The organism is Pseudoalteromonas sp. SG43-6 (assembly GCF_014164365.1).
Classification (GTDB): domain Bacteria; phylum Pseudomonadota; class Gammaproteobacteria; order Enterobacterales; family Alteromonadaceae; genus Pseudoalteromonas; species Pseudoalteromonas rhizosphaerae.
Window position 1 is genome coordinate 95491 of record NZ_JACJEZ010000001.1, and the last position, 25760, is coordinate 121250.

At 41.2% G+C, this 25760-nt stretch carries 21 protein-coding genes; 14 read left to right on the top strand and 7 right to left on the bottom strand.

Annotated elements, in window-relative coordinates:
• The first annotated feature begins 28 nt into the window (after positions 1–28).
• From H5201_RS00430 to H5201_RS00485, 12 genes are all read left to right on the top strand, one after another.
• On the top strand, positions 29–1015 hold the full coding sequence (locus H5201_RS00430; RefSeq protein ID WP_149982319.1) for a diguanylate cyclase domain-containing protein: 987 nt from the start codon (positions 29–31) through the stop codon (positions 1013–1015).
• A gap of 115 nt (positions 1016–1130) precedes the next feature.
• Entirely contained in the window at positions 1131–1886 is a 756-nt protein-coding gene (gene ubiE / locus H5201_RS00435) for a bifunctional demethylmenaquinone methyltransferase/2-methoxy-6-polyprenyl-1,4-benzoquinol methylase UbiE (protein WP_145240051.1), read from the top strand.
• Positions 1887–1926: 40 nt separating this feature from the next.
• Positions 1927–2532, top strand: a complete 606-nt coding sequence (locus tag H5201_RS00440; protein WP_149982215.1) for an SCP2 domain-containing protein — start codon at positions 1927–1929, stop codon at positions 2530–2532.
• A 17-nt stretch (positions 2533–2549) separates the two neighbouring features.
• A complete protein-coding gene (gene ubiB, locus H5201_RS00445) occupies positions 2550–4154 on the top strand; it encodes a ubiquinone biosynthesis regulatory protein kinase UbiB (protein ID WP_182717497.1) in 1605 nt (534 codons plus the stop codon).
• 80 nt (positions 4155–4234) lie between these two features.
• Positions 4235–4474 (top strand): Sec-independent protein translocase subunit TatA, encoded by a 240-nt coding sequence (tatA, locus tag H5201_RS00450; protein WP_149982217.1) that lies wholly within the window; start codon positions 4235–4237, stop codon positions 4472–4474.
• 5 nt (positions 4475–4479) lie between these two features.
• The gene (tatB, locus tag H5201_RS00455; RefSeq protein ID WP_149982218.1) at positions 4480–4812 is read left to right on the top strand and encodes a Sec-independent protein translocase protein TatB; all 333 of its coding nucleotides are present in this window, start codon (positions 4480–4482) and stop codon (positions 4810–4812) included.
• A gap of 47 nt (positions 4813–4859) precedes the next feature.
• Positions 4860–5603, top strand: a complete 744-nt coding sequence (gene tatC / locus H5201_RS00460; RefSeq protein WP_149982219.1) for a twin-arginine translocase subunit TatC — start codon at positions 4860–4862, stop codon at positions 5601–5603.
• Positions 5604–6134 (top strand): hypothetical protein, encoded by a 531-nt coding sequence (locus H5201_RS00465; protein WP_182717498.1) that lies wholly within the window; start codon positions 5604–5606, stop codon positions 6132–6134.
• Positions 6134–6916: a TatD family hydrolase gene (locus tag H5201_RS00470; RefSeq protein ID WP_182717499.1), complete on the top strand. Its 783-nt coding sequence runs from the start codon at positions 6134–6136 to the stop codon at positions 6914–6916. Before H5201_RS00465 ends, H5201_RS00470 begins: the two co-directional genes overlap by 1 nt.
• Before the next feature lie 2 nt (positions 6917–6918).
• On the top strand, positions 6919–8769 hold the full coding sequence (locus H5201_RS00475; protein ID WP_182717500.1) for a diguanylate cyclase: 1851 nt from the start codon (positions 6919–6921) through the stop codon (positions 8767–8769).
• Between the two features lie 9 nt (positions 8770–8778).
• Positions 8779–9786: a porphobilinogen synthase gene (gene hemB / locus H5201_RS00480; protein ID WP_182717501.1), complete on the top strand. Its 1008-nt coding sequence runs from the start codon at positions 8779–8781 to the stop codon at positions 9784–9786.
• A 142-nt stretch (positions 9787–9928) separates the two neighbouring features.
• Complete coding sequence (locus H5201_RS00485) at positions 9929–12664, top strand: ExeM/NucH family extracellular endonuclease (protein ID WP_182783450.1); 2736 nt, start codon at positions 9929–9931, stop codon at positions 12662–12664.
• 78 nt (positions 12665–12742) lie between these two features.
• On the opposite strand, the gene H5201_RS00490 is transcribed toward H5201_RS00485, so the two are convergent.
• The 7 genes from H5201_RS00490 to agaR form a co-directional block, all read right to left on the bottom strand.
• Complete coding sequence (locus tag H5201_RS00490) at positions 12743–13174, bottom strand: hypothetical protein (protein WP_182717503.1); 432 nt, start codon at positions 13172–13174, stop codon at positions 12743–12745.
• Between the two features lie 401 nt (positions 13175–13575).
• Entirely contained in the window at positions 13576–15660 is a 2085-nt protein-coding gene (gene fusA / locus H5201_RS00495; RefSeq protein WP_182757892.1) for an elongation factor G, read from the bottom strand.
• 145 nt (positions 15661–15805) lie between these two features.
• Positions 15806–16978, bottom strand: a complete 1173-nt coding sequence (nagA, locus tag H5201_RS00500) for an N-acetylglucosamine-6-phosphate deacetylase (protein WP_182783452.1) — start codon at positions 16976–16978, stop codon at positions 15806–15808.
• Positions 16975–17904: an ROK family protein gene (locus H5201_RS00505; protein ID WP_145240076.1), complete on the bottom strand. Its 930-nt coding sequence runs from the start codon at positions 17902–17904 to the stop codon at positions 16975–16977. Before H5201_RS00505 ends, nagA begins: the two co-directional genes overlap by 4 nt.
• Entirely contained in the window at positions 17897–19033 is a 1137-nt protein-coding gene (locus H5201_RS00510) for an SIS domain-containing protein (RefSeq protein WP_145240078.1), read from the bottom strand. The genes H5201_RS00505 and H5201_RS00510 overlap by 8 nt, the downstream gene beginning before the upstream one ends.
• A gap of 17 nt (positions 19034–19050) precedes the next feature.
• Complete coding sequence (locus tag H5201_RS00515; RefSeq protein ID WP_182783454.1) at positions 19051–20334, bottom strand: D-tagatose-bisphosphate aldolase, class II, non-catalytic subunit; 1284 nt, start codon at positions 20332–20334, stop codon at positions 19051–19053.
• Positions 20335–20376: 42 nt separating this feature from the next.
• Positions 20377–21147, bottom strand: a complete 771-nt coding sequence (agaR, locus tag H5201_RS00520; protein WP_145240083.1) for a transcriptional repressor AgaR — start codon at positions 21145–21147, stop codon at positions 20377–20379.
• A gap of 263 nt (positions 21148–21410) precedes the next feature.
• On the opposite strand from agaR, the gene H5201_RS00525 reads away from it, so the two are divergent.
• Together H5201_RS00525 and H5201_RS00530 are read left to right on the top strand one after the other, a co-directional pair.
• Positions 21411–22784 (top strand): Gfo/Idh/MocA family protein, encoded by a 1374-nt coding sequence (locus H5201_RS00525; RefSeq protein ID WP_182783456.1) that lies wholly within the window; start codon positions 21411–21413, stop codon positions 22782–22784.
• A 95-nt stretch (positions 22785–22879) separates the two neighbouring features.
• Positions 22880–25702: a TonB-dependent receptor gene (locus tag H5201_RS00530; RefSeq protein WP_182783458.1), complete on the top strand. Its 2823-nt coding sequence runs from the start codon at positions 22880–22882 to the stop codon at positions 25700–25702.
• Positions 25703–25760 lie beyond the last annotated feature (58 nt).

The window sequence follows — 25760 nt, forward strand, 5'->3', positions numbered from 1 at the left end:
GGTGTATACAATGATGTTCCATGATTCCATGGCTATTGCTCAAGAAAAAATGACCAAGGTATGTATCTTTTTAGAACACCATATATTACCACCGACCCCTCTCAATTATCACGTTGTCTATACCTATATCAGCCAAGTTAATTCTGATTTAAATACCACTATCGATCGTGCAATTGCCCAAGGCCAAGAAATTGACTGTGTTTATATAGAGCAACTGTATTTCGATTATATGGATCAAGCTCATCAAGCTGAAACCAAAATGGTACGCAATGTTGATGATGTTATTAATTCATTATCACGTAGCGCGCACTCAACCGAAAAAGATATCATTCGCTTTGCAAGTCAGGTCAGCGAATGCGTGCATTTATTAGATGAAAATAATGTTAGCCAAAGCAAACTCGCACTTGAGACATTAAATAAGCAAACTGCCCACCTGCTCACTCAACATAAACAATTTAAAATAGAGCTGATCAAAGCAAAGCGATTACAAGAGAAAACCCAACAACAACTCGTACAATTACGTAAACAACACATCACCGACCAGCAAACAGGCCTTTTTAAACGTCATTATTTAAACCAGCAAACACAATTATGGTTAAACCAAAAAAAATCTGTGTGTGCAATTGCCATCCAAATCGATAACTTAGATCACTTTATTGATAACTACGGCGATATCATTGGTGAAGTAATTTTAAGTAAAGTAGCTAAACAAATTCAAAAGTATGTATTTGAAAGTGGCCTGCCAGGGCGTACTGGCAAAGATGCTTTTACTGTATTACTGGCCGATATCGACCCTGAAACTGCGAATGTAATTGCTGAAAAAGTCCGTAATGGAGTCGAGAAACTGCGATTCGTCAGTTCTAAAAACGGTATTAAGCTACCAGCAATCAACCTGTCATTAGGGATTGCCAAGCACTTAGACGAAAAAGATTTTAATAATCTTGCCCGTAAAGCCTCCAATGCAGCACATAAAGCAAGATCGCTTGGCCAAAGCAGCTTTATTGCCGGACAGTGAGCCACAACGAATAAATAATAAAGCTTGATCCACAAGCAATTTTCCCCATATTCAAATTGCACCATGGCGTAACAATCAAGTACACTAGTCTTTATTACCACGATAGAGATTAATCATGAACGAGAATCCTGAAAAGACCACGCATTTTGGTTATAAAACCGTTGCCGAAACCGAAAAAGCTTCTATGGTTGCCGATGTATTTCATTCAGTTGCTACTAAATATGACGTAATGAATGATCTCATGTCGTTTGGTATTCATCGTTTATGGAAACGTCAAACCATTGCCAGCTCAGGTGTGCGTAAAGGCCATCATGTGCTGGATTTAGCCGGTGGCACTGGCGACTTAACGGCAAAGTTTAGTCAACTAGTTGGTGATACTGGGCAAGTAGTATTAGGTGATATTAACTCATCAATGCTTAAAGTGGGCCGCGAAAAGCTACATAACCTAGGTCTTGTCGGTAATATTGACTACGTACAAATGAATGCTGAAGCACTGCCTTTCCCTGATAATAGTTTTGATTTAATTACCATTGCCTTTGGTTTACGTAATGTTACAGATCAAAATAAAGCACTTCGCTCGATGTACCGAATCTTAAAGCCTGGTGGTCGTCTGCTGGTATTGGAGTTCTCCAAACCAGAGCATCAAGTGTTAAGTAAAGCCTATGATTTTTACTCATTTAACTTACTACCTAAAATGGGTGAGTTAGTTGCTAACGACGGTGAATCATACAAATATTTAGCTGAATCAATTCGTATGCACCCAGATCAAGAAACACTAAAAGCAATGATGAACGAGGCTGGATTTGAGCAAACCACCTATCAAAACCTCACCGGTGGTATTGTAGCATTACATCGTGGCTTCAAATATTAAGCGTCACACCAGCTAGTAACGTTTATTGCTAAGGTATTGTATGTTAAATAATTTCATAGTCGCACTAGTCGAAGGTATTTTAAATACGGCACTTAAGCTCGACCCCACTCTTGGCGATAGGCTGTCATCAATTGCCCAACAACGCTTATTAATTGATATACGCGATTGGCAACAGCAGTTTTTAGTGGTGTTTACTGGCCAACAACTGCATTTATACAACACTACCGAAACGCAATATGACTGCATGATAAGCGCCGATATTAATACGTTAATGGCACTTAAAAACCCTGCAATGCTGACTCAGTTAATCCGCCAAGATAAACTCGATTTGCAAGGTGATCTAAATATTGCACAAGGGTTTAGTAATGCTTTCGCTGCGCTTAATATCGATTGGCCTGAACATTTATCTGATTATCTTGGTGACGCAGCGGCACAGCAACTATGGCAATTAGTTAAACAAACTCAACAGCAAGGTCAAAAAGCCAACAAGAAACTCTCTACAACGCTCACTACTTTATGCCAAGACGAGCTCAAAGTGACTATTCATCCTTTAGAGCTTGAGCAATTTAAGCAACACACGCGTCAACTCAAAGCACATGTTGCGCAACTTGAGTTACGTATCAACCAACTACTTCAAGCAAAATGAATCAGTAAGGATTATCTGTGTCAGCTGCTCGGCTTTATAACATCACAAAAACCCTCCTTAGCTATGGTTTGGATGAACTGATCCCATCACAAAAAATACCTTGGTATGGCAAAGTTGGCCGTGCATGTCTATTTTGGCTAACCAATAAACACCCAGAAAAACCAGCAGGGTTAAGACTGCGTTTAGCATTACAGCAATTGGGGCCGGTGTGGATCAAGTTTGGCCAGATGTTATCTACTCGGCGCGATTTATTACCACTAGACATCGCTTTAGAGCTGGCCTTACTACAAGATCAAGTACAGCCATTTGATGGTGTGTTAGCACAACAACTAATTGAAAATGCACTTGAAATCGATGATATCAGTGAATACTTTAGCGATTTTGAGCAAACCCCTTTAGCTTCAGCATCCATTGCCCAAGTACATACTGCTACTTTAGTGGATGAACATAATCAACCACAAAAGGTGGTTATTAAAGTTATTCGCCCTGATATCAGAGAACAAATTGACGCTGATTTAGCATTAATGGAACAATTTTCCAAAGTAGTGGCCAAGTTAATCAATGAAGCGAAAAGGTTACGCCCAGTTGAAGTAGTCAAAGAGTATAAAAAAACCTTACTTGATGAACTTGATCTGATGCGTGAAGGCGCAAACGCCATTCAATTAAAGCGTAATTTTGAGGGTTCTGATTCGCTTTATATTCCCTATGTTTACAGTGACTATAGTCGCGTAAATGTACTAGTCATGGAGCGAATCTACGGTATTCCAGTGTCTGATACTGAGGCATTAGTTGCGCAAAACACCAATATGAAACTACTGGCCGAACGCGGTGTGGAGGTGTTTTTCACCCAAGTGTTCCGTGATAGTTTTTTTCATGCTGATATGCACCCTGGTAACGTATTTGTATCCTATGAGAGCCCTGAAAACCCTAAATTTATCGGTATTGATTGTGGCATCGTGGGCACGCTAAACAAAGAAGACAAACGTTACTTAGCCGAAAACTTTATTGCCTTTTTTAATCGCGATTATCGTCAAGTCGCACAATTACATGTCGATTCTGGCTGGGTACCTAAAGACACCAGCGTGGAAGAATTTGAGTTTGCCATTCGCACTGTCTGCGAGCCGATTTTTAATAAGCCATTAGCAGAGATTTCATTTGGCCACGTCTTAGTTAATCTATTTAATACCGCTCGTCGCTTTAATATGCAAGTTCAACCCCAATTAGTTCTACTACAAAAAACCTTGTTGTATGTTGAAGGCCTTGGGCGTCAGCTATATCCACAATTAGATTTATGGAAAACAGCTAAACCCTTTTTAGAAGACTGGGTAAAGCAACAGGTTGGTCCTTGGTCGGTATTGAAACAGGTATACGCAAACTTGCCATTTTGGGCAGAAAAAATGCCTGAGTTACCTGATTTGATTTATCACAACCTAAAACAACAGCGCAACAGCCCTGCACCACTGCCACAGCCATCATACAAGCCATTATTACTTGGTCTTTTTGCTGGTTCAGCAATGATAGTCTCTGGGTTATGTTATTTGCAGCATGACCTTGTCGCTGCAGGTATTGCTGGGATATGCTCTTTAAGCGGCTTTATACTTGCTTGGCGCAGCGCAACATAAACTAAGTGCTATTTAGTGCTCGGTGAGTATAATCAGTACAATAATTTTAATTCACAGTATTTAAATAAGTGGAGAACATCATGGGTTTTGGCGGCATTAGTATTTGGCAATTGTTAATTGTTTTAGCAATCATAGTGTTACTTTTTGGCACAAAAAAATTGCGTGGCATTGGCGGTGATTTAGGTAACGCTGTAAAAGGGTTTAAAAAAGCAGTCTCTGAAGATGAGCAAAATAAACCAGCAGAACCAATTGAACAAGCAAATAACCCAATACAAAACAAAGAGTCTGTTGATAAAAATAAAGAAGACCATAAGGCTTAATTAGCATGGGTATGTGGGAACTTGTTGTGGTGTTAATCGTCGGCTTAGTGGTACTTGGCCCTGAGCGTTTGCCGGTTGCTATTCGTACTGTTAGCCGTTGGGTAAAAACTATAAAATCGTTGGCTAATTCTGTTAAGGCTGAAGTCAACGAAGAATTAAGAGTGCATGAGTTACACCAAAATTTAAAAAAAGCTGAACAACAAGGCATGCAAGACTTAAGTCCAGCAATAAAAGACTCGGTCAGCGAATTACAAAAGGCAGCGGACTCAGTCACCCACAGTTATAAAAAAAGATCTTCTGAGCAAACAGATAAAGTGAATATTGATGAACAAAAATGAAATTATTTTTGTTGGCTATGGTCTATATATCGGTAACGAGTTAAATTATGACTGAACAAGTTAAATCAGGCTTTGTAAGTCATTTAATTGAATTGCGAAATAGGCTTATGAAAGCCTTATTAGCTATATTGGTATTTTTTATTGCGCTGGTTTACTTTGCGAACGATATTTACGGTTTTGTAGCGGCCCCATTAGTTGCGCACTTACCAAGTACAGCAACCATGATCGCTACTGATGTAACAGCACCATTTTTTGCGCCGTTTAAGTTAACCTTATTTGTCGCTTTATTTGCAGCGTTTCCATTAATATTACACCAAATATGGGGCTTTATTGCGCCAGGGTTATACCAACATGAAAAACGCATGCTAATGCCTGTTTTAGCATCTAGCATTATACTTTTTTATAGCGGTATCGCATTTTGTTACTTTGTAGTACTACCCATAATTCTTGGCTTTTTTACTAGCGTTGGCCCAGAAATGATGACGTTGGCACCAGATATTAGTAGCTACTTAAGTTTTGCGTTGAAGCTATTTTTTGCTTTTGGGGTCGCTTTTGAGATTCCAGTAGCGATAATGCTGCTGTGTTTTAGTGGCGCTACCACAACACAAAGTTTAAAAGAAAAACGTCCTTATATTGTGGTCGGTGTTTTTGTTGTAGCTATGTTTTTAACGCCACCGGATGTACTATCACAAACATTATTAGCATTTCCCATGCTACTGTTATTTGAATTGGGTTTAATCTTAGCATCCTTTTATAGCGCTAAACCCCAGCAAAATGAGTCTGAGGAATAAATGAAAAAACAACTACTACCAATACTTGCCTTATTAAGCATTCCTACTGTTCATGCCAATGAAGTTAACTTACAAGCTTTACAAGCATGTACATTTGTAGAAAATGACTTCAATCGTCTGCTTTGTTATGACAACACTATGGCGGGTAAATCATTAAGTAAGCCAGCAACAACAAAAACCTTAACCCCACCTACCAACTCAGCAGCCCCTAACGTTGGCGCACCAACAGCTGCAGCAGTAGCCAATGAGCAAATAGCTAAGACTAAAAATGACGATTTTGGTTTAGAACACAAAGAAGTAGCAAGAGATAATGACAATGAAATATCAGCCGTCGTTAGCAACGTCAAAGAAGCGCCATACGGTGAATTAATTATTAGTTTAGACAACGGTCAACAATGGCGTCAAATTGGCTCAGATAGCTTGCGTATCGACCAAAATGATACCGTGATTATTGAACGTGGTATGTTCAACTCCTTTTTATTAAAAAAAGCAGGCCAGAATCGTTCGATCCGCGTTAAGCGCACTAATTAATGACCACATCACTCATTGATGCAGGCGTAAATCTTACCAATCATCAATTTGATGCTCAACATTCGGCTATCATTGCTCGCGCAAAAGCGCAAAATGTTAGCCAAATGCTGTTAATTGGCTGCGATATAAACTCCAGTCAGCAAGCGATTAACTTAGCACAACAGTACAAGCTACTTGCTACCGCCGGTGTTCACCCCCATGACGCAAAATCAGCCGATGGAAAACTAGAAACACAACTGCGCACTCTCGCTGCACACCCTGAGGTTGTAGCGATTGGCGAATGTGGATTAGATTACAATCGCGACTTTTCTCCCCGCGAGACTCAACGTTCCGTGTTGCACCGACAACTCACTTTGGCAGTAGAGTTAAACCTTCCGGTATATTTACATGAGCGCGATGCGAGCGAAGATATGCTGGCAATATTGCAACAATATTCGGTGCGTGGAGTATTACATTGTTTTACTGGTGATCAGCACGCCTTAGAACAGTATTTATCGCTCGGTTTATACATTGGTATTACCGGTTGGGTCTGTGACGAACGTCGCGGTAAATCACTGCAACAACTGATGCCTATGCTGCCATTAGAGCGCCTATTAATAGAAACGGATGCACCGTTTTTGATCCCTCGCTCATTAACACCAAAACCTAAATCGCATCGCAATGAGCCAAGCTATTTACCACATATATGCCAAACTATCGCGTCCTTAAAAGGCCTAGAGTTTGCAACTGTTGCAAAGCAAACTACACTTAACTTCCAACAGTTATTCAACCACAAGGGCTGATAATGAAGCGTGTTTGGTTGCTGCTTTATAGCTTTGTATTTATTTCATTTACGGCCAACGCAACGCAGATCACCTTAGATAAGCACTTCAAACACCTTGTGAATATACCTTTCGAATATTCCCTGCAGCCTTTCACAGCAGAGCAAGCCAAGCTCACTTCAAATCAGCAATGGCAACAGCTTTCAGAGCAATCGCTCAATTTAGGACTCACTAATCAAGCCGTATGGCTACGCCTGCAACTGGTTAACGCTGAGAATTCAGAGCTACCAATTTTATTGTCCATTGATAATCCGTTATTAGATAAAGTTGCTGTATACCATTACTTTAAGCAAAACAGATTATTGTTTAAAGAAATTGGTGATGTATTACCACTCAATAACCGACAAATTAATACAGAATCATTATTAGTAAAGCTAACACTGCCACCGGCAAGTCAGTCAACATTACTGCTTCGAGTTGAAAGTCTAGATGGTGTTAGAGTGCCGTTAAGTCTTTGGCAGCATGACGAATATTTAAAAGATAAAAGTAAGTTTAATTTAATGTACGGCCTGCTCGTCGGATTTATTTTATCGTTGGCAGTCACTTGCTTGGTCATGTTTGGCTTTTCACGAAAACGTTACTTTGCACTCAGTGGCAGTATTTTAATCACGTTATGGTTATTACTGATTTACTTATATGGCTTTGGTTATCGCTATTTCCACCCGTCTTTGCCTAGTTTGCAGCAGCTAGCCGTGCCTAGCATGCTGATATTAACCACTTGCTTATTCAAGCTATTATTTGAACAATTGCGCCTGCCCACAAAAACAGCGCTGCAACCCTTACACAAATGGAGTAACTGGTTACTTTTTATCAGCTTATTTTTTATCTGGTTGCTCCCTACAAATATCATGCTTTATTACAGCCTAATTGCACCGGTGTTGATTATGTTGTTACACATAACTGCGTTAGGGATCGATATTAAGCAACAGCGAACGCAGCCTCTGAGTGCGCTTTTATGTAGTATGTTAATGTTCTTAACTGCGCAGATCTATCTAATAATTGTCGTATTTGACATCTATGATTTTAATACCCGTGGTTTACCGTTTGTATTTTTTAGCTTTTTAATCTGCTCACTCAGTTTAAGCTTTGCTACCATCAAACACTTTTTAATCGAACGCGATGCTCAAGTTACTGCACAGCAGAGTAAAATAGCCCAAAGTGAAGCACAAGATGCTTTATTGCAAGAGCGTTTAGCACTACAAGAACAAGCTAGGTTAGATTTAGAAGCAAATATAGAAGAGCGAACGTTTGAACTTCAGGTCACCCTGCGAGAGCTTGAAGAAAAGAATCGCGCACTTGAACAAATCAATATGGAAGATCCATTAACACAAATAAAAAATCGCCGCTATTTCGATAAAAAGCTAGTAATGGACTTGCGTCGCTCTCGTCGAGAGCAAACGCCTTTAAGTGTGGTCATGCTCGATATTGATCACTTTAAGAGCATTAACGACACCTACGGGCACTTAATTGGCGACCAAACTATCCGTGCTGTGGCTGACATTATAAAAAGCCATTTAAAACGCCCACTTGACGAAGTAGCCCGTTATGGTGGCGAAGAGTTTGTGATCTTACTACCTAACACCATCCTCGGCGGTGCAGTAGAAATAGCAGAGCAAATCCGCCAAGCAATCATGGATGCCACAATTACAGTGGCAAACACCCAGATAAAGTTTACCATTAGTGCTGGTGTATATAGCGCCATTGCAGAAGACATTCATAATCCGGGATTATTCACCGACTGCGCCGACAAAGCACTTTATCATGCCAAGCAAAGTGGGCGTAATCGTGTAGTTAGTTTTCCAATTTTAGACTAGGAGCAAATAATGGCCCAATCAGGTCTCGACCTTTTCCCTTATACTCGCATGCGCAGAATGCGCCGCAATGATTTTTCGCGCCGCTTGATGGCCGAAAATCAACTCAGTGTAAATGACTTAATTTATCCAGTATTTGTACTTGAAGGTAACAATCGCCGTGAAGCCATTGCATCGATGCCAGGCATAGATCGCTTATCGATTGACTTACTGCTGATTGAAGCAAAAGAGTTGGTTGAATTAGGTATTCCTGCAATCGCTATTTTTCCGGTCACCCCTGCGGACAAAAAATCATTGCTTGCTGAAGAAGCTTACAATGATGATGCACTGGCACAACGCACTGTACGCGCACTCAAAGAAGCCTATCCAGAATTAGGGGTAATCACCGATGTGGCGCTTGATCCATTTACTGTGCATGGACAAGACGGCATTATCGACGATAATGGCTATGTAATTAACGACATCACGACTGAAATATTAGTTAAACAAGCGATATCTCATGCACAAGCGGGTGCAGATATTGTTGCCCCTTCAGATATGATGGATGGCCGCATTGGCGCGATCCGCGAAGCGCTCGAGGCCGAAGGTCACATTCATACACGCATTATGGCTTATTCAGCTAAATATGCCTCAAGTTACTATGGACCATTTCGTGATGCAGTCGGTTCGGCTGGTAACTTAAAAGGTGCGGACAAAAAAACCTACCAAATGGACCCTGCTAATTCTGATGAAGCCATTCGTGAAGTAGCGCTGGATTTACAAGAAGGTGCTGACATGGTGATGGTCAAACCTGGTATGCCTTATTTAGATATTGTACGCCGGGTTAAAGATGAGTTTGGTGTACCTACTTTTGCTTACCAAGTGAGTGGCGAATACGCTATGCATAAAGCGGCGATAGATAATGGCTGGCTTGCTGAAGAAGCCACGATTATGGAGTCATTGCTTGCTTTCAAGCGTGCTGGCGCTGACGGTATTCTTACCTATTTTGCAAAACAAGCTGCACAACTGCTTAAAAGATAAGCCTCATAGATATTTAATTTAGAAAAGGGCGATTAACCGCCCTTTTTATTTTCATATTATTAACATTTTGTATTTTCTTTGTCATAAATTTTCCTTAAACTGTTTGTCCCATTCGGGACACAATACACGGGAAAAAATAATAATGTTCAAAACAAAAATAACGCCATTGGCGCTTGTTATTGCAAGCCTCAGTGCACCAGCCTCAGCTAATCTAATTATTTCAGAATATGTTGAAGGTGGCGGTTACAATAAAGCAATTGAAATCTACAACACCTCATCAACAGCTATATCTCTCGACGGCTATACCCTTAATTTATATTCAAATGGCAGTGATACAGTTTCAACAAGTGAAGAATTGTCAGGCTCTCTTGCTGCTGATAGTACTTTTGTTATTGTAACAACGGACACCCGTGCTTTAGATGACTTAACAACTAAAGCAGATTTACGTAGCGGTGCTGTTAACTTTAATGGTGATGACGCTTTCACACTTACGCTCGGTGATACTGTTATTGATAGTTTTGGACAGGTAGGTGTGCAAGAAGTTTGGACAGCGGGAGGGGTAACTACTAAAGATAAGACTCTACGTCGTAAGGCAGATGTCACCTCTGGTCGCACTGATGCAACTAGCGCGTTTGATCCTAGTGAACAATGGCTACAATTTGATAAAGATGACTTTTCTGGCCTAGGCTTCCACGGTGAAAACAACCAACCAGATCCCGAGCCAGAACCGGAGCCGTTAGTACCATTAGAATGCGGCGCAGCTAAAACCTTGATCAGCGCTGTACAAGGTGAAGGCGGTGATAGCCCTCTATTAAACACAGAAATTGAGCTGGAAGGCGTGGTAACTGCTGATTTTCAAGGTAGTGAGCAATTAAGTGGCTTCTTTATTACATCACTTGATGCAGATATTGATACAAACCCACTTACTTCTGAAGGTGTCTTTGTTTATTTTGCTGATACCGATGTCAATGTTGGTGACCATGTGCGCGTCAAAGGCAGTGTTGCTGAATACTTTAATGCCACCCAAATTGGTGATGTTAGTCAAGTGGAAGTATGTGCTACAGGCTTAACGCCAACAGCAACAAGCATCACTCTCCCTGTTAATAATGTAGCCGATTTAGAAGCTTATGAAGGCATGCTGGTTTCACTAGAACAACCGCTGGTCGTTAGCAACAACTATGGTTTAGGCCGTTATGGTGAAGTAGGTCTTGCCACAGAACGTTTATATCAAGGTACACAAATAGCCCTTCCCGGTGATGCTGCTAACGCTGTTGAAGCCGAAAACATCAAGAAACAAATCTTACTTGATGATGGTTCAACGAAACAAAATCTTGACCCAGTTTCTTACCCAGGTACTGGCTTAGACGCTTATAACACATTACGTTTAGGTGATTCTGTGAACGCAATCACTGGTGTAATGGGTTACAGCTTTGATCGCTATCGCATTCACCCAACAGTACAACCAACTTTTGTTGCAACTAATCCACGTACAGATGCACCAGAACTGCACGCTGATGCAGATCTTCGGATTGCAAGCTTTAATGTGCTTAACTACTTCAATGGTGATGGCCAAGGTGCTGGTTTCCCAACCAGTCGTGGCGCCGATAGTGAAGCTGAATTTATTCGCCAACAAGCGAAAATTGTCAGTGCACTTATTGCTATAGAAGCTGATGTTATCGGCTTAATGGAAATCGAAAACGATGGTTTCAGTGCAAATAGCGCTATTGCTAGTCTAGTTAATGCGTTAAACGATGAAGATAGCAATAATGAATACGCCTTTGTTAATTTTAACGTAGATAAAATTGGTACTGATGAAATTACCACCGCACTGATCTACCGTGCAAATAAAGTCGCACAAGTTGGCACCGCAGCTATCACAACCCAATATCCATTTGACTACAGTAACCGCCCACCTATTGCACAAAGCTTCAAATCACTTGAATCAGAAGAAGTATTTACTGTTGCTGTAGCGCATTTAAAATCCAAAGGTAGCTGTGGCAGTGCTGATGGCAACAATGCTGATTTAGGTGATGGCCAAGCATGTTGGAATGAGATCCGTGTAGCGGGTGCCAATGCTTATGCTGACTGGCTTGATAGCAAGCCAACCGGTGTAGACGATGAAGATATCATTTTAGTCGGCGATATGAATGCCTATGCGATGGAAGATCCAATACGTGCATTTGCAGATAAAGGATTTAAAAATGTCGTTGCAGAATTAGATGGTAACACTCTTGGTTATTCATATAGTTTTTCTGGCCGTATGGGTAGCTTAGATCATGCTGTTGCTAGTCCAAGTTTACTTGCTAAAGTTGTCGCAGCGACAGACTGGCATATCAATGCTGATGAGCCGATTAGTCTGGATTATAACGTAGAGTTCAAATCTGATTCTCAAGTTGCTAGCTTGTATTCAGAGAGTGCTTATCGTGCCTCTGATCATGACCCTGTAATTATTGATATTCAATCTACCCCTGCTGTAGAGCCAACGCCTGAGCCACAAGCTCCAGTGCTAGAGCCTGAGCAGAGTTTTAACATCAGTGAAAATAGCCCTATTGGCACTGTCATTGGTCAATTGAGCTTTAGTGATGCCGATGCACAGTACACACCCGTTATTGGCTTCATTGTATCTGGCCACGATGCAGTAACTATAAATGAGCAAGGGCAACTAATCGTTGCTGGTGATTTAGACTATGAGTTTGAAAGAAAAATCACATTAATGGTACAAGCAAAAGACAGTGCTGGTAATTTATCAAATGCGCAGCTTGTGTACATTAATATTGCTAATGATGAAACTGATGACGAAGACGATGACTCAGGTTCATTATTTTGGTTAACGTTACTGGCGTTACCACTAACACTCCTGCGCCGTAAAAAAGCGTAGTATAAACTAAACTCTGCTTGAATAGCTTTATTCAGCAGAGTTCAGATTAGTAAAAAGGCCGCTAAACTGCGGCCTTTTCTATGCATTACATTCAGTATGCTGTGAATTATTACAGCGATTCTTCTTTTTGCTATACCAACACCTAATTGACTGCTGGGCTTGCTCGTCAAACTGCCAGTTATAAAAGTGGATTACTTTGTTATTTTCTAAAGAAACCGATAATACAGTCAGTAATTTTAATGAGTTAAATTGAATATCAACAATTTCATCTGCATTAATATATTTTTTACTTAACCCTTGAGAGTAGTAAATACCCGCTTTATAGCAATGCATAAAACGCAAGTTGGCGATACTTAAAATTGAGATAATAAAAATAACAGGAACAATAATTAGGGCTAAAAAAGTCTGATTAACAGCAAAGATGATTGTTAGCAAAAAAGCAACTGCACAAAGGGTTAGTATCATAACTAACTGCAACAGCCAGTTTGGGCTCAATTTAATTGCATTCATATAAACGTCCTAAAAAAGTACACATATATGTCTCTTTATTCGAGAGACTTCCATTTCTCTAATATGCGTATATGGGTGGCATAAGCGGGTATTCTACCTGTATTAGTAACTAAGATTCAAGTAATTGCACTACTTTTTACCTAGTTATAAATAACTAGTTTAATTAGTAAAACAGCCAGCTTTTAAACTACAACTTATGAGTGGAATAACGTTTAAGCTGCAGTAATAAATAGTTGATTCTTTTTCTATTATTTAACTCTTTGCTTCAATAGCGACTAAGAGTGCTAACGACTCATTGCTAGCATAACAACAAAAAAGTATTCGATTGTTGGAGGGATAATATTTCTGGCAATAAAAAACCCGCAACAGGTGCGGGTTTTTTTTAAGAGTTTAAAGGCTAATTACTTAGCAGCTTTTTTCTCTTTTTCTGCAGCGATTACAGTTTCAGCTACGTTTTGTGGACATGGTGCATAGTGTGAGAACTCCATAGAGAACTGACCACGACCTGATGTCATTGTACGTAATGAACCGATGTAACCGAACATTTCTGATAACGGCACGTCAGCTTTAATACGAACGCCTGTTAAACCAGCTTCTTGGTTGCTCAACATACCACGACGACGGTTAAGGTCACCGATTACATCACCAACGTGATCTTCTGGCGTGAACACGTCAACTTTCATGATTGGCTCAAGAAGTTGTGCGCCCGCTTTAGGGATCGATTGGCGGAAAGCGCCTTTAGCAGCGATTTCGAATGCGATTGCAGATGAATCCACGGCGTGGAAGCCACCGTCGATAAGCTCAACTTCAACGTCAAGTACTGGGAAACCAGCTAGAACACCTTGAGTCATCATTGACTTAAAGCCTTTCTCAACTGCAGGCCAGAATTCTTTCGGTACGTTACCACCAACAACTGATGATTTAAACGTGAAGCCTGAAGCAACTTCGCCTGGCTTGATACGGTAGTCGATTTTACCGAACTGACCAGAACCACCAGATTGTTTCTTATGCGTGTAGCTATCTTCAACTTCTTTAGTGATAGTTTCACGGTAAGCAACCTGTGGTTGACCAACAATAAGGTCTACGCCGTAAGTACGTTTAAGGATATCTACTTTGATATCTAAGTGCAGCTCACCCATACCTTTAAGGATAGTTTCGCCTGAATCTTCATCAGTCTCAACTTGGAAAGATGGATCTTCTGCAACCATTTTACCGATAGCAACACCCATTTTCTCATTACCGCCCTTATCTTTAGGCTGTACAGCAATCGAGATTACTGGAGTTGGGAATACCATTGGCTCAAGTGTTACTGGGTGCTTAGGATCACATAGAGTGTGACCAGTTTGCACGTTTTTCATACCTACGATTGCAATGATGTCACCAGCTTGTGCGCTAGTTAATTCGTTACGATCGTTTGCTTGCATCTCAACCATACGGCCAACACGCTCAGTTTTACCTGTAAACGCGTTAAGGATAGTGTCACCCTTGTTAAGTTTACCTGAGTAAATACGTACGAACGTTAATGCACCAAAGCGGTCATCCATGATTTTGAACGCTAACGCTTTAAATGGTTCATCTACAGATACAACTGCAAACTCGCCGTTTTCGTTACCTTCTTCATCCATAAGCGGTTGAGGATCAACTTCTGTAGGAGATGGCAAGTAATCAACAACAGCGTCAAGTACCAATTGCATACCTTTGTTCTTGAAAGCAGAACCACAGTATGTAGGGAAGAAAGCAAGGTCACGAGTACCTTTACGGATACAACGCTTAAGATCTTCAAGAGAAGGTGCTTCACCTTCCATATACGCTTCAAGTAGTTCGTCGTCTTGCTCTACAGCAGTTTCAACAAGCATTTCATAGTATTCATCAACTTTGTCTACCATGTCTGCTGGAACATCTTCAATTGTGTAGTTCTCTGGAAGACCTGAATCATCCCAGATGTATGCTTTTTTAGTTAAAACATCAACAACACCACAGAACTCATCTTCGATACCGATTGGTAACGTCATGATTAGTGGATTTGCGCCAAGTACTTTACGTACTTGCTCTGTTACACGGTAAAAATCAGCACCCATACGGTCTAATTTATTTACGAAAATAACACGCGCAACTTCTGAATCGTTAGCATAACGCCAGTTAGTTTCTGATTGTGGCTCAACACCACCAGAACCACAGAATACACCGATGCCGCCATCAAGTACTTTTAATGAACGGTATACTTCAACTGTGAAGTCAACGTGTCCAGGAGTATCGATAACGTTAAAACGGTGATCTTTCCAGAAACAGCTTACAGCCGCAGACTGGATAGTAATACCGCGCTCAGCTTCTTGTTCCATGAAGTCAGTTGTTGATTCACCATCATGAACCTCACCAGTTTTATGGATTTGACCAGTAAGCTTTAGGATACGCTCAGTAGTCGTGGTTTTACCCGCATCAACGTGCGCGAAAATACCAATGTTTCTGTACTTCGATAAATCTGCCATTATTTTACTCTTAATAAAGTCGAAAAATTATTCGGCGGGAGTATAGCATTACTTATAGCGAACATCACCATACATGTCGCTTAAAATGCAATCAATTTTATAATATTTTACTTTCTATGGTCTTTAACGCTAGTGACTGAACACTTTAGCCATTATTAGCGGTTCTCAAAAAGCACCTTTGACCTTTTACATAGGTCGCTTGAATAGTAAAATTGCTATCTAAAATAGCAAAGTTTGCGTGTTTAGTGGTTGCTAAAGAGCCTACTTCATCTGCAATATTTAAAAATTGCGCAGGTACAATACTGGCCATATTGATGGCTTCAAGTAACGCAACACTGCCTAGCTGATGCATGTTTTTAACTGCTTGCTCAAGCGTTAAAGTGCTGCCAGCTAACGAGCCGGAGGCAGTTCTCGCCACACCTTGTTGCACAACAACATCCATTTTACCCAATTTATACTCACCATCATTTAGTCCACCGGCATTGATACAATCACTGATCAAAGCGATTTTTTGTGGACCTTTTAGCTTATAGATCAGCTTTAAAATTGTAGGATGAAGATGTACACCATCTGCAATCACTTCAACAAATGCGTCATCATTCATCAATACCGCGCCGGCACAACCTGGATCACGATGATGAATGCCACGCATCCCATTAAAAACATGCACCCCACCACATGCGCCATGCTCAAGCGCGCTTTGAGTTTGTTCATAATTGGCATCACAATGCCCCAACATCACTCTAATACCTTGCTCGGTAAGAAACTTGATTAACGCATTGGCTCCGGGCTTTTCTGGCGCCAACGCAACCACTTTTAAGCTGCCATTGGCTGCATTAATCATCGCTTCTAAATGCGACTGTGATAGCTCTAAAAAGTAATCTTGATTGTGCGCACCTTTATGAACTTCACTAAAAAACAGGCCCTCACTATAGCCACCTAGCACCTGTGCACCGCTAGGTTGCTGCGTGTATGCCTGACCAATTACACTCATAGCATTAAGTGTTTGTTGCCAATCGGTGGTCACTGTCGTTGCTAAAAAGCCTGTTACTCCATGCTCTGCAAGTGAGCATGAAATCGTTTCAATACTACTCATTTTACAATCAATCACATCACAACCTTCGCGACCATGAATGTGTAAATCAATTAAGCCTGGAATAATTGCAGCATTACCATAATCATCAATAGGCACACCGGCTTTAGGGTTTTGCGTAAAGTGACTAATAATGCCATTTTCAACTAACATGAAGTGATTTTTAAGTACTCGTTCTTGACAATAAATTACATCAGCTTTGACGTAAAAAACGGATCCAATCATGCCAGCGCTCCCACTTGTTCTTTGGCCAAAATAGCGGCACCGCGAGCGCCACTGGCATCGCCAAATTCAGCAAGTACTATTTTTGGCACCCGAATATCAGCAAATACATACGGTACGATTGCCTCTTCAAGCTTGCTCATTAGTTCATCAACTAAAGACATACCGCCACCAACTACAATCACCTCAGGGTCATAGGCCATAATAATTGCCGCAAAAGTACTGCCAATTAAATCCAAATAACAGGCAAAGCTTTGTTGGCAAAATACGTCGCCTTTTCTCAACCCTTCAACAATTTCAAAAGTAGTTAATACTTCGCCAGAAAAGTGCTGGTAAATTCTCGCCAAGCCAGGGCCTGCAATATAACTTTCAATGCACCCTGTTAAACCACAGCCACATTTTAAAATAGGTAACTGGTACTTCTGCTGTAACACTGCAGAAAGTGCGTAATGACCGTATTCACCTGCAATTCCCTGGGCGCTTTTATACAATTGACCATCAATACACAGCCCACCACCCGCACCAGTACCAAGAATTGCACCGAACACCCGAGTATGTTGCAAACCAACGCTGCTGCGCGCTTCTGAGAGTGCAAAACAGCGGCAATCGTTTTCGATCGCAACCGGGCGATTTATTAACTGAGCTAAATCTTGCGCGGCATTTTTACCGGTCGCATGAGGCACGTTAGCCGACAGTACTTGTTGGTTCGCATTAACAATGCCAGGCATACCAATACCGACCGCACCGTGACATTGATATTTATGATCGGCACTTAAAATCATACCTACTAACGCATTTAGAAAGTCTTGATAACTATTTTGCGGAGTCGCAATGCGCCATGATTCAAGTTGCTTTAATGAAGCGTCAAATACAGCAAGTTCAATTTTACTACCGCCAATATCAATGCCATAAATATACTGCTTAGTCATTAATATCACCTTGTTTTAGCGGGTAAATCGTCACCCCTTGCACCACTCTGTTTACTTCACCAGTTGGGCATGGGTTATCTACTGTAATGCCTAGTTGCCACGCTTTATAGAACGACATTATTTGCGCGCAGACCATATAATATAAGCCATTAAATACATCGTCTAATTGCTGCATCACCGCGTCATCTGGCAGCGTCAAGGCGTGAACATCAATAGCTTTATTATCGCGACGTAACTCATTCAACAAATCAATATCGTACTGCTTGGTATAGGTATTAGTTGAGCCAAATAAAACAATTAAGGTTTTATCATCAACCAATGATTTTGGGCCGTGACGAAAACCAAGCGGGGATTCAAAATACCCCATAACTTGACCCGCACTTAATTCTAATAATTTTAATGCTGATTCTTGCGCATAGCCTTTTAAGGATCCTGCGCCTAAATACACTAAGCGATGCATAGGCAGTTCAGCCAATGTTTTTAGTTCAGCTAATTTACCAGCAATATTTTTTTCAACCGCTTCTGCAATAGTTAAAACAGCGTTATCTGCATCACTAAATATTGCCACACTTGCCACCAACATTGAGGTAAAACTACTGGTCATAGCGAAGCTGTGATCAAGTGTTTGCGTAGGCATCAATAACGAGAAATAGTTTTCATCTTGCGCTACTTGTTTATGCAGTGCTCCATCGGGGTTACAAGTAATAAATAGATGCGCGCAGTGTTTTACATAGTTATTCACTACATCAACAGCGGCAACACTTTCAGGACTATTGCCAGAGCGTGCAAATGACACTAATAAAGTTGACTTATTTGGCTGTAAATACTGCTCTGGGCAGGCAACAAGCTCTGTGCTACTAACACTTCGACAAGCAATATCCAATTGTTGATTCAAGTAACCAACAACCGCCTCACCAACATAAGCTGAGGTACCGGCACCGGTAAAAATTATTTGCGCATTTGGCTTATCTAATACGCCCGCAAGCCAACTATCTAGCTGCGCTCGTGCAGCTTTTACAATACTGAGCGTTGCTCGCCAACAATCGGGCTGCTGCATAATTTCTTTTGCAGTCCATAAACTATTTTTAGCTTCTAAAAGGGTTTCATCAATTGCTAAATAACTAGACATTACTACCTCACTTACGTCTATTGTTGTTTAAAACACGCATCTGCGTAGCGACTGGTTACTTGCATTATGTGATGAAGTACCAAAGATTTAGGGCTGTTTTGCAGGGTGTTATTTCGCACTGCAAGATACTGCAATGGCATATATTGGCTTAGTAACGGCAGTGGTATCGGTTGTTTTTGTAAATTACTAAATAGCTTATCAACGGCAGCTTGATTGCCTTGTTGTCCCCAGTAATAACGGATTCGGTCACTAAAACTAAAGCGACGATAAAGTTGCTGCACTGATTTATCAACTTGATAAAAACGCTGCCAATTTTTCGGAAACTGCTGCATATCAGCATCAATAACAGTGCGTATATGTGAACATTGCTCAGTGTCTATTAGCGCATCTTCAATATGGCTTAATGCAAATAATGCCTCACGCAAAGCAAAGGTAAGCTCTGGGCCCACTTTTAAAATCGCAAAATGATCATTTACTAATTGTTGATACGCGATGGGCGTTTGATAATCAGTTGAATGTGCTTCAAAGGCAATGCCATCAACGGCCTTTATATATTGCTTTAGCCGTTGCGCTTTAGCGCTATCATAATCAAATACTTGCGTGTTATCGAATTCCACACCTGGCTGTACAACCAAGCCAACTACTCGCTGCCATGCCGATGATAACCCCTGCTGTAAAAATGCATCGTGATGCAATGCCAATGTACTAGCAACATGGTCAGTTTCTGTGACTGCAAGCGTATCTATTTGCTCATCGGCACCACCGGGCGGCGGCACCTCAGTACCAATAACATAAACTAAGTCACTGCGGCCAAAGGTATCTAATGCTGTTTGTTCAGCCACTGCACACAACTGCGCCGCACGTGTTGCAACTGTTTCATCTGCTAAAATTAATTCATCATCGGCGCAGCGCATACTGGTGTCTAAGTGAATTTTTTTGAATCCTGCACCAACATAACTGGCGATCAACTGCTCAGCTTTTTGCATCGCCGATTCAGCGCTTTCATCACACCAACACACAGGGCCTAAATGGTCACCGCCAAGGAGCAGCTTATCAATTGCAAACTCTTGCTTTGTCGCAAGCTGTTCAATAAATGCCATAAAATCAGCAGGTAACATACCCGTATAACCACCAAACTGATTGACCTGATTAGCGGTTGCTTCGATTAATAAATAACTATTATCTTGTTTGGCTTGCAATATGGCAGCTTCTAGCACCAATGGATGAGCGGAACAAACGGCATAAATACCCTGTTTTTCGCCGCGTTTATTCGCTGCGATTAATTGCTGTAATATCGTCATTGCAAGCCTCTTCGTTAGATAATCTTTGTTTAGTTATGAAAGTTAAAGATCGAGAATATGTAACCGCACACCTGCATCTTCGAGCGCGGTTTTTATCTCTGCTGGAATTCCACTGTCTGTAACCAGTACGTTTATTTCACTGGCGGCAATAATTTTATGCACGCCTTTACGATTAAATTTACTAGAATCTGTTACTACTATGATCTCTCGCGATACTTCACACATCACCCGATTTAGCAGAGCTTCAAGCTCAAAGTGCGTTGTAATACCAATATCTTTTTCAAAGCCATCAACACCCAAAATTAACTTATCAAAGTGATATTGTTGTAAGTGCTGTTCAGCTTGGCGGCCATAAAATGACAGTGATTTTTTACGTAGCGTGCCACCAGTCATTAACACTTCAACCGATGGCGCATTAAGTAGTGAGTGCGCCACATTTAAGCCATTGGTCATCACAACTACGCCGTGGTGGCTGGTTAGATTTTTAGCGACTTCTTCAGTTGTTGTCCCTGAGTCTAAAATAATCGATTCACCATCCTTAATTAGACTCGCCGCAAATTTACCTAAGCGCTCTTTAATACCGCGATTTGCATCGTGTTTTTCTTTTAATGATAATTCTTGAGTTAAGCGATTACTGGCAACTGCACCACCACGGGACCGTACCAACAATCCTTTTTCATCCAACTCATTTAAGTCGTTACGGATAGTTACCGTTGAAACACCAAACAACTGAGCCAACTCAGGAACCTGCACCCGCTCTTGTTTGTAGACCAATTGCACAATCTCATGACGCCTTTCGATAGTGTTAAGCATGTCCGCTCTCTTTCATTGTTAACTTTCATTCATTGTACGCAGCTTTCGTTTACTTTCAATTCAATTTTTTTACATTTATCTTTAAACATTAAAAAACGCAATTAAGCCACTGTAAATAAAGACTTTAAAATAAAAAATAAAAACAACACCCTTAAAAATGAAAGCAAACGAAAGATTTTTATCTTGCATTGACATTTTGTTGTGTGTACAAATAAAAGCCTGCGAAAACAAATTTACAAATAATAAACAATAAGGGCAATGTTATGGGCGATCTCAACCGTAGACGATTTTTACAATCAATGGCCGCAATTGCAGCAACCAGCGCGGCTTTGGGTTGTGCTTCTACCACCAATTCCAAATCAATATTAAGAACCGCACAACAAGGACGTTCAACCCTTGGCTTAACTGTGCCAAAAATGGACGTAGTAAGGGTTGGTTTTATTGGCGTGGGTGAACGTGGTGTTGGTGCTGTTAAGCATTTTTGTCATCTCGATGGCGTTGAAATTAAAGCAATTTGTGATATCCATCAGGCCGTTGTAGACAGGGCCGTGAAGATTGTTGTTGATAAAGGTTTTAAAAAACCAGACACCTATGGCAAAAACGATCACGATTACCGCCGTATGCTAGAACGCCAAGATATTGATATTGTTATTATTTCAACACCATGGCAGTGGCATACGCCGATGGCTGTCGATACCATGGAAAGCGGCAAGCATGCTTTTGTTGAAGTACCAGCAGCAGTGACTGTAGAAGAGGCATGGCAACTAGTAAACACCTCTGAGCGAACTCAGAAAAACTGCATGATGTTGGAAAATGTTTGCTACGGACGCGACGAATTAATGGTTCTTAATATGGTTCGCCAAGGCGTTTTTGGTGAATTGTTGCATGGTGAAGCAGCATATATCCATGAGCTACGCTGGCAAATGAAAGAAATTGACCATAAAACAGGTTCTTGGCGTACACCATGGCATGCAGCAGTTAATGGTAATTTATACCCAACTCATGGCTTAGGCCCTGTTTCACAATACATGAATATCAATCGTGGCGATCGTTTTGACTATATAAGCTCGATGAGCTCGCCATCATTAGGCCGTGCAGCCTACGCTAAAAAAGAATTCCCCGCAGATCATAGCCGCAACAAACTTAACTATATTGCGGGTGATATGAATACCAGCATTATTAAAACGGTTAAAGGTCGCAGCATTATGGTGCAACACGATACCACCACCCCACGTCCTTATTCTCGTCATAACTTAATTCAAGGCACTAACGGTGTGTTTGCTGGCTTTCCAAATAGGATCGCACTTGAGCAAGGTGGCAGTAAAAGCTATCACGAGTGGGATTACGACATGGCTGATTGGTATAACAAATACGATCATCCGCTCTGGCAAAAAATGGGCGCTGAGGCTGAACGCAACGGCGGCCATGGTGGCATGGACTTCTTGATGTTTTGGCGGATTATTTTTTGCCTACGCAATGGCGAACCACTTGATCAAGATGTGTATGACGCAGCCGCATGGTCAGCTGTTTTCCCGCTATCTGTTGATTCTGTAGCCGATAGAAGTAACAGCAAAGACTTCCCAGATTTCACCCGTGGTCTTTGGCAGCAAGCAAAACCACTTGGCATTATTTCGTAATTAACCTCACGCGTGTTGGAGAAAAATACACTCAACACGCGTGGCAATAACTCAATAAAAAACAACCATCAACAAGTAAAATACAGGTAACTATTATGAAAGCACAACTAAAACTGTCCACACTGTTTTTGTCTATGAGCGCCATCTTCAGTGGCACCTCGCTGGCAGCTGATGAAGACAAAAAAAAAGAAAAAGAAGTCGAAGTAATTGAAGTTAGAGGTGTTCGCTCGAGTATTAAAGAATCCCTGTATTTAAAACAACAAGCTGTGGGGGTTATGGATGCTATCGTTGCTGAAGATATCGGTAAGTTTCCCGACCAAAACATTGCCGAGGCATTGCAACGGATGACGGGGATTGCAATTACGCGTAACGGCGGCGAGGGCCAAAATGTTACCGTGCGAGGTTTAGGTGGTGACTACAACGTTACCACCGTTAATGGCCGACGCATGGCATCAGAGCATTCTAGCCGTAACTTTAATTTTGATTTAATCGCCCCCGAAATAGTCCAATCCCTCGAAGTATACAAATCCCCACAAAGTAAAACACAAGAAGGCGGCATTGGCTCAGTTATCAATATCAAAACCCGCAAACCTTTGGATTTAGATGGTTTCACTTTATCAGGCAGTGCCAAAGGCATTTATGAAGAACGTACTGGCGACACCAATCCACAAGCTTCGTTTTTAATTAGTGATACCTTTTTTGATAATACCTTTGGAGCGCTGTTTACAGCGGTATATTCTGAACGTACACAGCGTGAAGACTCTTATGAAGGTGAAGGTTTTTATGATCCAGACGAGAATGTTGATGTACGTATCCCAATCGATAGTAACGGTAACGGCAAGCTTGAAGATAATGAGCAATCATACCCATCGATTATTCCAGGCTATGTACGTTATTCAAATTGGCAGGATACGCGTGAGCGACTGGGTGCAAGCTTAGCGCTGCAATGGCGCCCGTCAGATAGTATAGATGTTAACTTTGACAGCATGTACTCACAATACGAAACCAATGGTGAGCAATATCAAATTTCATTTGTAACCTATGATGAATCTTGGACACCGGGGATCCCCGCTATCGGTGAAGTAAAGTTCAATGAAGATGGTAATGCTAATTATGTAGAACTAGTTGATGGCGCAATGGCTGAGCTGTTAAATGTGTCTGTGCCACGTAATACAGATACTTGGCAATGGGGTTTTAATACGGTTTGGTATGCCACAGAGAGCTTAACGGTTGATTTAGATATTTCACAGTCACAAGCTAAAAATGTCAGCAATGGTAACAATCGTTTTATTGTTGCACGTGGTTTTGTTGATGGTATCACTATCGACCAAACCGGTAGTAATATGCTGCCAGATGTGACCATGACCCCAGCACTGAGTGCAGCACAACCTTTTGGTGCGCATTACAGCTACAATTCAGGCACCGATGTGAAAGACCAAATAGAAGAGGTGCGCTTAGCAGCAACCTATATTCCCTCTTTTGAACTAGTGAAAGATATTCAATTTGGCGTTCATTACGGCAAACAAACCAAAGAACGCAGTGTTTATAAATCAAAAAACGCATCAATGTTCAGTAATGGTGGCGCTTATTTTAAAAACTCAGAATACGACAGTTTTGACGACTCAAGTGTTGAAGAGCTAGGCGGCTTAAACCTATTTCGTTTACCAGCAGATGTACTCGTGCCAGCTAACTTTGATAACTTCTTAGATGGTGAGCCTGGTAAACATCCGGATCCATGGGCAAGCTTTAATTACGACAAACTGTATGCTTTTTATGAATCAATTAATCCACAAGCGGCGCAAGATAAAATTGTCGCAAAGAACAGCCCAAAGGATTCATTCGCCCTTACTGAGCAAACCTTAGCGGCTTTTGTTGAAGCAAATCTACAAGGCGATATTGCTAAACTGCCTTTTGCACTAAACATGGGCGTCCGTGTAATACAAACCGATGTCACATCAGATGGTTACATCTTTGATGTTGATAATGTTCGTTACAATATAACCGAAAAAGATGGCGCATTAAGCTATCGCGTTGAGGGTGAAATTGAAGATTATTACACCCGCTCTACCACTGAAGAAAGCTACACAGACGTACTACCGAGCTTAAACTTTAAATTGCATCTACGTGATGACTTACTCTATCGTTTTAGTGCGGCTAAAGTAATCACACGCCCAAACTTAGATTATCTATCGCCTTATAGCTACTTAGATTTTAATAATGCCGAATACCATGCCTCAAACCCGGGTATTAAGCCACTAAGAGCCAATCAAATAGATACGACGATTGAATGGTATTTCTCTGACTATGGTGCACTAACCTTTGCAGCCTACTATAAAGACATCGAATCAGTGATTGCCCGCGGCCGAGTAGGCACTGCGCAAGTGGGTAATTATTTTAAAGATGGAGTGGCTGTAGAAGGCCCAATTTTTACAAAAATCTCACCTACATCGGAAAAAGGCGCAACAATTTTAGGCTTTGAAACAGCTTATCAGCAGTCTTTTGACGAAATACTTCCAGCACCATTCGATGGCCTAGGTGTACAAATAAACTATACTTTCACAGACAGCAGCTATGACGACGAAGAGCTAAATGATCTGCCATTTGTGGGGATGTCTGAGCACTCGTATAACGCGGTTATTTATTATGAAAAAGGTGATTATCAAACCCGTATTGCTTATAACTGGCGCGACGACTACTTAGTCTATCCTGATGCATGGGGCGGACCAGAATGGGCGGCAGACTACGGCCAATACGATTTCAGTGCCAGTTACAATATCACTGAGAAAGTGCGAGTTGATTTAAGCGTAACCAACTTAACCAATGAAAGACAGTGGTCATACGTAAAAACAGAAGAACAAATTCGTCGCTTAGCGCGCTATGGTCGCTCGATTAGCCTTGGCTTTTCAGCATCATTTTAAGCTTATACCCACACCACCTCAAGATGCAGAATTCACATCTTAAGGAGGCTTGGGTATA

Bases quoted from the DNA above. Each gene is read 5' to 3' on its own strand.
- H5201_RS00430 (WP_149982319.1), top strand. From the start codon at position 29: ATGGCTATTGCTCAAGAAAAAATGACCAAGGTATGTATCTTTTTAGAA.
- ubiE (WP_145240051.1), top strand. From the start codon at position 1,131: ATGAACGAGAATCCTGAAAAGACCACGCATTTTGGTTATAAAACCGTT.
- H5201_RS00440 (WP_149982215.1), top strand. From the start codon at position 1,927: ATGTTAAATAATTTCATAGTCGCACTAGTCGAAGGTATTTTAAATACG.
- tatA (WP_149982217.1), top strand. From the start codon at position 4,235: ATGGGTTTTGGCGGCATTAGTATTTGGCAATTGTTAATTGTTTTAGCA.
- tatB (WP_149982218.1), top strand. From the start codon at position 4,480: ATGGGTATGTGGGAACTTGTTGTGGTGTTAATCGTCGGCTTAGTGGTA.
- tatC (WP_149982219.1), top strand. From the start codon at position 4,860: ATGACTGAACAAGTTAAATCAGGCTTTGTAAGTCATTTAATTGAATTG.
- H5201_RS00465 (WP_182717498.1), top strand. From the start codon at position 5,604: ATGAAAAAACAACTACTACCAATACTTGCCTTATTAAGCATTCCTACT.
- H5201_RS00470 (WP_182717499.1), top strand. From the start codon at position 6,134: ATGACCACATCACTCATTGATGCAGGCGTAAATCTTACCAATCATCAA.
- H5201_RS00475 (WP_182717500.1), top strand. From the start codon at position 6,919: ATGAAGCGTGTTTGGTTGCTGCTTTATAGCTTTGTATTTATTTCATTT.
- hemB (WP_182717501.1), top strand. From the start codon at position 8,779: ATGGCCCAATCAGGTCTCGACCTTTTCCCTTATACTCGCATGCGCAGA.
- H5201_RS00485 (WP_182783450.1), top strand. From the start codon at position 9,929: ATGTTCAAAACAAAAATAACGCCATTGGCGCTTGTTATTGCAAGCCTC.
- H5201_RS00490 (WP_182717503.1), bottom strand. From the start codon at position 13,174: ATGAATGCAATTAAATTGAGCCCAAACTGGCTGTTGCAGTTAGTTATG.
- fusA (WP_182757892.1), bottom strand. From the start codon at position 15,660: ATGGCAGATTTATCGAAGTACAGAAACATTGGTATTTTCGCGCACGTT.
- nagA (WP_182783452.1), bottom strand. From the start codon at position 16,978: ATGATTGGATCCGTTTTTTACGTCAAAGCTGATGTAATTTATTGTCAA.
- H5201_RS00505 (WP_145240076.1), bottom strand. From the start codon at position 17,904: ATGACTAAGCAGTATATTTATGGCATTGATATTGGCGGTAGTAAAATT.
- H5201_RS00510 (WP_145240078.1), bottom strand. From the start codon at position 19,033: ATGTCTAGTTATTTAGCAATTGATGAAACCCTTTTAGAAGCTAAAAAT.
- H5201_RS00515 (WP_182783454.1), bottom strand. From the start codon at position 20,334: ATGACGATATTACAGCAATTAATCGCAGCGAATAAACGCGGCGAAAAA.
- agaR (WP_145240083.1), bottom strand. From the start codon at position 21,147: ATGCTTAACACTATCGAAAGGCGTCATGAGATTGTGCAATTGGTCTAC.
- H5201_RS00525 (WP_182783456.1), top strand. From the start codon at position 21,411: ATGGGCGATCTCAACCGTAGACGATTTTTACAATCAATGGCCGCAATT.
- H5201_RS00530 (WP_182783458.1), top strand. From the start codon at position 22,880: ATGAAAGCACAACTAAAACTGTCCACACTGTTTTTGTCTATGAGCGCC.